The 1,334-nt window shown below is 37.1% G+C and carries 2 protein-coding genes; both read right to left on the bottom strand.

The genetic code is table 11. The annotated features are described in order from the left end of the window. On the bottom strand, positions 1 to 274 hold a 274-nt coding region (locus tag AB0G52_RS41150; protein ID WP_361344421.1), incomplete at its 3' end, for a hypothetical protein. A gap of 171 nt (positions 275 to 445) precedes the next feature. Further along, the coding region (locus AB0G52_RS41145; protein WP_361344418.1) for a lipoate--protein ligase at positions 446 to 1,334 on the bottom strand (889 nt) is incomplete at its 5' end.

Below are 1,334 nucleotides of genomic sequence, written 5' to 3'. Positions count from 1 at the left end.
TCGCCTTTTGGATGATTTTATATTTACCTGAATCCTCGCCCCATTTTCGAAATGCTTTTGAAAAACCAAACAGCAGGATAAACAAATAGATTAACCATTCCAAAGGAGTCGATATAAAAAACATAAAGTTTTTTAGTTTAGAATATTCATCACTTAAAGCAAGCTCTCTGGTGTTCAAAAAAGTAGCTGGATCTGCAGCCGTTCCTTGAAATTCGAAGGGGAGCTTCGAGTCCGCAAAATAAAACAAGTACCAATAAAAAAACAAGCCGTACACGATGAATAATAATACTGAATAAAAACCTAGTTTCCTTGCCATTATGCCCCTCCTTGCCTTGTACAACCTTATTACTATTAATAAGACTAAGAGGCGGCATTTAGAACAAGAAGTTTTTGCAGCATCATTAAAAAAAGTACTGGGAAGCGGCCCCAGTACTTTTTTTGCCATTTAATATATTAAGTGGATAAAATCTTCCTTCGTTATATTACCAAAATAATGCTTAATCGATGTTTCCTCAAGCGCCTTTTCTAGTTCACTTCTGTCATATCGCAAGCCAGTCAGTTTAGTCTCGATGTCGGCAACATCACCAACCCCAAAGAAATCACCGTATATTTTACAGTTTTTGATAATACCTTTTGCCACATCAAAACGAACGTCAACTTGTCCAACAGGGAAACGATGGGAATGCTGAAGATTAAATCTTGGTGATTTACCATAGTTCCAATCCCAGTTTTGATAACGCTCTTTGGAAATGGCATGGATGTTTTCCCAATCCTGCTCTGTCAAAACATACTCCTGAATATTTTCTTCTCCCTCAAACAAGTAGTTCAAGATTAGGCTCTTGAATTCTTCAATACTAATTTGCACCTTTAAGAATTCAGAAATATTGGCAACCCTGCTTCTAACAGATTTTATCCCTTTAGATTCAATTTTATCTTTTCTAACCTTTAATGCAGACACAATATGGTCCATTTCAGAATCAAACAAAAGGGTGCCATGGCTGAACATTCTTCCTTTTGTGGAGAATTGAGCATTACCCGAAATCTTTCTGCCTTCTGCCAATAAATCATTACGGCCGCTTAATTCTGCATTCACACCCATGCTTTGCAATGCCTTAACAACAGGCTCTGTGAATTTACGGAAGTTATGAAAACTGTCACCGTCGTCCTTTGTTATGAAGCTGAAGTTCAAATTGCCTTTATCATGATAAACTGCACCGCCGCCAGACAATCTTCTAACTACGTGAATACCGTTTGATTCGACATAATCTGTGTTAATTTCCTCAATTGTGTTCTGGTTTTTGCCGATGATGATAGATGGTTCATTTATATAAAAC

The organism is Streptomyces sp. NPDC021562, from assembly GCF_040640875.1.
GTDB lineage: Bacteria > Actinomycetota > Actinomycetes > Streptomycetales > Streptomycetaceae > Streptomyces.
This window is presented reverse-complemented; position numbering and strand designations above follow the sequence as displayed.